The 5,195-nt window shown below is 75.1% G+C and carries 8 protein-coding genes; 1 reads left to right on the top strand and 7 read right to left on the bottom strand.

Annotated elements, in window-relative coordinates; translation table 11 throughout:
• The 4 genes from ACFXGA_RS20190 to ACFXGA_RS20175 all read right to left on the bottom strand — a co-directional run.
• Window positions 1–275: DUF202 domain-containing protein (locus ACFXGA_RS20190; protein WP_378090099.1), on the bottom strand; the 275-nt coding region annotated here is incomplete at its 3' end.
• Window positions 276–280: 5 nt separating this feature from the next.
• Window positions 281–652: a YidH family protein gene (locus ACFXGA_RS20185; RefSeq protein WP_378090015.1), complete on the bottom strand. Its 372-nt coding sequence runs from the start codon at window positions 650–652 to the stop codon at window positions 281–283.
• Window positions 653–790: 138 nt separating this feature from the next.
• Window positions 791–1,126, bottom strand: a complete 336-nt coding sequence (locus ACFXGA_RS20180; protein WP_378090013.1) for a hypothetical protein — start codon at window positions 1,124–1,126, stop codon at window positions 791–793.
• Window positions 1,127–1,309: 183 nt separating this feature from the next.
• Window positions 1,310–2,170 carry a LysR family transcriptional regulator gene (locus ACFXGA_RS20175; RefSeq protein ID WP_378090011.1) on the bottom strand — a complete coding sequence of 287 codons (861 nt, stop codon included), beginning with the start codon at window positions 2,168–2,170 and terminating at the stop codon, window positions 1,310–1,312.
• A 90-nt stretch (window positions 2,171–2,260) separates the two neighbouring features.
• On the opposite strand from ACFXGA_RS20175, the gene ACFXGA_RS20170 reads away from it, so the two are divergent.
• Window positions 2,261–3,127, top strand: a complete 867-nt coding sequence (locus ACFXGA_RS20170) for a TIGR03564 family F420-dependent LLM class oxidoreductase (protein ID WP_378090009.1) — start codon at window positions 2,261–2,263, stop codon at window positions 3,125–3,127.
• A 155-nt stretch (window positions 3,128–3,282) separates the two neighbouring features.
• On the opposite strand, the gene ACFXGA_RS20165 is transcribed toward ACFXGA_RS20170, so the two are convergent.
• From ACFXGA_RS20165 to ACFXGA_RS20155, 3 genes are all read right to left on the bottom strand, one after another.
• Entirely contained in the window at window positions 3,283–4,041 is a 759-nt protein-coding gene (locus ACFXGA_RS20165; protein WP_378090007.1) for a PrsW family glutamic-type intramembrane protease, read from the bottom strand.
• A 92-nt stretch (window positions 4,042–4,133) separates the two neighbouring features.
• Window positions 4,134–4,721, bottom strand: coding sequence for a hypothetical protein (locus ACFXGA_RS20160; RefSeq protein ID WP_378090005.1), 588 nt, complete (start codon window positions 4,719–4,721; stop codon window positions 4,134–4,136).
• Window positions 4,722–4,853: 132 nt separating this feature from the next.
• Window positions 4,854–5,108, bottom strand: a complete 255-nt coding sequence (locus ACFXGA_RS20155; protein ID WP_378090002.1) for a hypothetical protein — start codon at window positions 5,106–5,108, stop codon at window positions 4,854–4,856.
• Window positions 5,109–5,195 lie beyond the last annotated feature (87 nt).

The following is a 5,195-nucleotide window of genomic DNA, read 5'->3' as shown; positions in this document are numbered from 1 at the left end:
GTCCTGGGGCAGGCTACCCGAATCGATCCCCCGACCCCATACCCCCGAACGCGGGAAACGGGCCCCCCGGCGGTTGCGGGGGGCGGGGCGGGGCGTGGGGGGGCCACCCCCCGGCCCGCCGCCACGACCAGACCTCCCGCGCCCGCCCACGGGCCCCACGGCGCGGCCACCAGTCGCAGCGACAGCAGCGAGCCGACGGCCAGCGCCAGCACCGTGCGGCGCCACGCCAGGACGGTCCGCTCGGGTTGGAGGCCGCGATCCCCCGTCGGCGTCACGGCGGTCACCGGGTCAGGACGGCGACGAGCACCAGCACGATCACCACCGCCACGCCGACCGCGAGCACGACCGCCGGGCCCAATGACGGCAACGGGTCGCCCCGGCGGATGGCGCGTTCGGTCCGGGCCCAGCCCCACCACCCCTGCAGGACGGCGACCAGGCCCAGCACCAGCAACAGGATGGACGCGACCAGCCGCAGCGTCGGCTGGAGCGGCAGGTGGAGGGCTTCCAGCGCCACCCCGCCCGCGACCAGCGCGAGCGACGTGCGCATCCAGGCCAGGAACGTCCGCTCGTTGGCCATGGTGAACCGCGGGTCGGGCTCCTCGCCGACGCCGTAGACCCACCGGGGAAACCGTTCCTTCGTCCCACCTGGCACCCGGGCAGTATGCGCGGACCCCCGCCGGCACGCGCACGGGGGACGACCGGTCGGGGACGCCCGCGTGGAGTTCGCGGCCTCGGAAACGGTTCGCGGCGCGGACGGCTATTGCCTCACCGTGGACGCCGATGCCGACGCCTACGGCCAGAGCGGTTCGATCCAATAGCTGTCCGCCCAGGTGGGCGTGTCCTCCTTGGTGAAGGGTTCGACCACGAACGCGGCCGGGGCCTTGCACCGGTCGTTCTGGTAGAAGTACAGCCGGACGTTGTTCTGGTTGTCGACTTCGGTGCCCTCGGGGACGTGCATCGGGATGCACACGCCCAGGCGCACCGGGGCTCGGGGCGGTGCTTCGGCGGCGGACCGGGTCCCGTCCACCTGGAGGGGTGACGCGCCGGAAATGCCCGGCGCCGCGCCCAGGAGGGCCACGGCGGCGAGTGCCACCGCCGACATCTTCGCCCGGTAGCGGTTGCTCATGACATCCTTCTTCCCGGTGGCCGACGGCCTGTTCCCGAAAACCGCCGGAACGTCGCGGATTTCGGGAGCGACGGTATCGCCGCCGACGGCGGGGGCACCATCCCACGATGGGCGCGCCGTGTGTGCGATGGGGTGGTGTGGACTTCGCCCTTCGTAATCGACCCCGGGGCGGCCCGGCGCCGCTCACCGGAACGCGGCGACCGTGGTGTGCGTGCAGTGCTCGGGCGTGTCGTCGTCGGGGGTGATCACGTTGCCCGCCACCAGGAGCGGCGGGTCGAGGGGGATCGCGCGCACCCGCGTGGAGGCCGCGTCCGCGAGCTGGTCCGCGGGCAGCAGCGCCCAACTGGTCGGGTCGGCCCCGACCTCGACCACCGTGTCCTGCACCGTGCCGGTCGGCCGGCCCAACGGCGGGTGCACGCCCAGCTCCCGCAGCGCGGACGTGATCGCGTCGTGCAGCGGCGGGTCGGCGCGGCGGGACGGCGCCCGCAGCGCGAAGCCGGCCAGGTCGCGCGGGGACACCGCGGCGCGGTCGGCGAGCCGGTGCCGCACCGAGACCACCGCGTGCAGCGGCTCGGACCACGCGGGCAGCACCCGCACGCCCGGCGCCGCCACCGGCCCGCGGGCCAGGGCCAGGTCCAGCTCGCCCTGGCGCACGGCGGTCAGCCGCGCGGGCAGGGGCAGGTCGACCAGCACCACGTCGAGCCGCGGGTTGGCGGCGCGCAACGCGTCGATGCCGCGTTCCAGCCTGCCGGTCAGGCCGGGTGCGGTGCCGATCCGCACGGTGCCCGGCAGCCGGTGCGCGACCGCGCGGACCCTCTCCGCCGCGGCCAGCGCGTCCCGGGCGGCGGCGAGCACCCGCAGGCCCGCGTCGGTGAGCCGGACCCGGCGCGGCGTCCGGTCCAGCAGCCGCACACCCAGCTCCCGCTCCAGCCGCGCCACCTGCTGGCTCACCGCCGGCTGCACGATGCCCAGCCGCTCCGCCGCGCGCCCGAAGTGCAGCTCCTCGGCGACCGTGACGAAGTACCGCAACGCGCGCAGCTCCACCCCGCCGATGCTACGGCGATCACGTTCGCTGATCGCTGCGCGGACGGGTTGGCGCTGGTTCGCCGGGGCTCCGCCCGCTGGACTGGCGGCATGCGGATCGGAACCCACATCACCGCCTACGGCCCGGTCGACGACGTGCTGGCCGACGCCGCCGACGCGGCCGCGCGCGGGCTCGACAGCGCCTGGACCAACCAGCTGCCCGGCGGGTGGGACCCGCTGACCGTGCTGGCCGGCATGACCGGCGGACCCGCCGAGCTGGGCACCGCGGTCGTGCCCACCTACCCGCGTCACCCGGTCGCGCTCGCCACCGAGGCGGTCACCGTGCAGGCGCTCACCGGCGGACGCCTCACACTCGGCATCGGCCCCAGCCACGCGGCCGCGATCACCGGCTGGTTCGGCATCCCCCACACCGCGCCGCTACGGCACACCCGCGAGTACCTGGACGTGCTGCGCCCCCTCATAGCCGGGGAGCACGTCACCCACCGCGGCGAGTTCTTCACCGTCGACACGAAGCTCGAAGTGAGCGTGACGCCGCCGAAGGTGCTCGTCGGCGCGCTGGGACCGAAGATGCTGGGGGTGGCGCGCGACCACGCCGACGGCACGATCGCCATCTGGGTGCGGCCCGGCACCGTCGCCGACTACCTGGTCCCCCGCCTGGACGGCGCGCGGATCGCGGTGATGCCGATGGTGACCGTGACCGACGACCCCGACGGCGCGCGGGACCGGGTCGCCGCCCGGTACGGCGGGTCCGGAGAGCTGCCGGCGTACCGGGCGATGCTCGACCGCGGCGGCCTGGCCGGGCCCGCCGACGCGCTCGTGACCGGCGACGAGGAGACCGTGCTGCGCGAACTGCGCCGCTACCGCGACGCCGGCGCGACCGACCTGATCGTCATGCCGGTCGGCACCGCCGAGGAACGCGCCCGGACGCTCGACATCGCCGCGCAGGTCCGGGACTGACGCCCCGCTCGTCACCCGCGCAAGCGCAGCAGTTCGCTCCGGGCCGCACGACGCCGGGCGCTCAGGTGCTGCCGCCGCGCTGGTCACCCGCGCAGGCGCAACAGCCTCGGACACCCGACGTGGCCGAGCGAGTCCGGGACTGACGCCCGCTCGCGTCACCCGCGCAAGCGCAGCAGTTCGCTCCGGGCGCGCCCGACGAACCGGTTCGAGCCGCCGCTGAGGCCGGCCATGTCGTCCCGGGCGAAGTGGAACACCATCGCCGTCAGCGTGGTGAGCGCGCCGCGCGCCACGTGCCGCTCGCCCGGCGCGCGGCCCAGCACCCACATCAGGCCGGTGCAGAAGATCGCGCCGAACAGCGCGTGCGACACGATCCCGCTCGCGCCCCGCACCGGGAACAGGTGCAGCGACGAGCCGAACTGGTCCACCCCGTACAGCCGGGCGGCTCCGTTGTAGACGTACAGCACGTCCTCGAAGACCTGGAAGCCCAGACCGGTGAACGCGCCGATGACGAACCCGTCGTAGGCGCTGCGGACCAGGCGCGGAGCCAGGCCGACGAGCAGGACCAGGCCCAGCGCCTTGGCGGTCTCCTCGGTGACCGGCGCGGTCAGGCCGGCCGCCCGGTCCGAGGCGAACGACGTGCCGGCGAGCTTGGTCCAGATCTCCGGCAACGCGTTGTTGGCCGGCAGCGCGATCCAAAACGTGGCGGCCACTCCGCCCCAGGAGAACCCGGTCGCGAGCAGCCCGGCCGGCAGCGCGGTGAAGCGGTTGTGGTGCCCCAACAGCAGCAGCCACGGCACCGGGTACAGCCCGAACAGCAGCACGCCGCCCGCCGGCGCCGGCGTGTGGAACGCGGCTCCCGGCCCGAAGTAGCGCAGCTTGGGCAGCGCACCGCCGCCGACGCCGACCAGGTACACCCGGAACGCCAGGTTGTCCGGCTAAAGGAACCGGTACGGCCCGCCCCACCCGGACTGCTCGATCGCGGCCACCTGCGCCGCCTTGGCCGGGGTCACCGGTCCCCCGGCGTGATGCTGCGCAGCAGCGCCGCCACCTCGTCCCGGTAGCGCTCGAACCGGCCGGGCGCGGCGCGGACGCGGACCAGCAGCGCCGGGGCCGCGTCGACCTCCCGCGCCGTCCCGGTCGACATCTTGAACGCCACGTCCAGCTCGTCGCCGGACGGCCCGGTGCCGCTCTCCGCCACCCCGACCAGGCCCGCCCCCGTGGTGACCGTGCCCTGCGCGCCGACGACCGCGGCGGCGTCGCCCGACGCGCGCCGCACCCGGGCGAGGAACTGCGCGGCCGTCCCGTCGAACGCCGTGCCGCGCAGGTCGATCCGGGCGCGCACGACGCCGGCACGACGTCCAGGTCCGTCGGCGACGCGCCCGCGCCGCCGACCAGCGTGCCGTCCTCCAACTGCCACCCCACCGGTGGCACCGCCGTCGCCGAGGTCCAGCACGTCACCGGCGCGGATCTCGTGGTGCCACGGGATCGCCGCGTTCAGGCCCGGCACCCCGTAGATCAGCACCAGCGCGATCGCCAGGACGACCAGCGCGGGCGTGAACGTCCGCCGGTCCAGTCCCAGGAACCGCCGGTCCACCGGCACCCACCCTGGTCCCCCACCACGACGCCCTCCTCGCCCCGGTCCACCGGCCCGGCGCTCGGCCACGAAGTGCGGCGAAACGCTACGCCGTCCGGCGACGGGGCGCTCGGCGAAACCGGTCCCGGAGCGTCAGACCACGTCGGTGACGACGATGGCGGCCGGCCCTTCGGTGTGCGTGACGCCCGCGGCGGTGAAGCACTGCGCCGGCGTGGTGTTGACCAGGGCCGCCGACATCACGACCGACGCGCCGCTGAACCGGCCCGCGGTCACCGTGCCCTGGTAGACCACGACGACCTCGTTGGCGGGCCGCAGCACGACGACCCCGACGGCGGACACGGTCGTGGTCTCGCCGGTGTTCCAGGTGATCGTCACGGTGATGGACACGCCGCGGATGCCACTTCCCGTGGGGCCTCCACAGAAAACGGACCCGCATTTTTCATATGAGCACGGGCCGCCGCACCCCGTACCGGG

The sequence above is a fragment of the Actinosynnema sp. NPDC059335 genome (assembly GCF_042752395.1).
Taxonomy (GTDB): domain Bacteria; phylum Actinomycetota; class Actinomycetes; order Mycobacteriales; family Pseudonocardiaceae; genus Actinosynnema.
The sequence above is the reverse complement of the archived record's forward strand: the minus strand, read 5'-3'. Positions and strand labels throughout refer to the sequence as shown.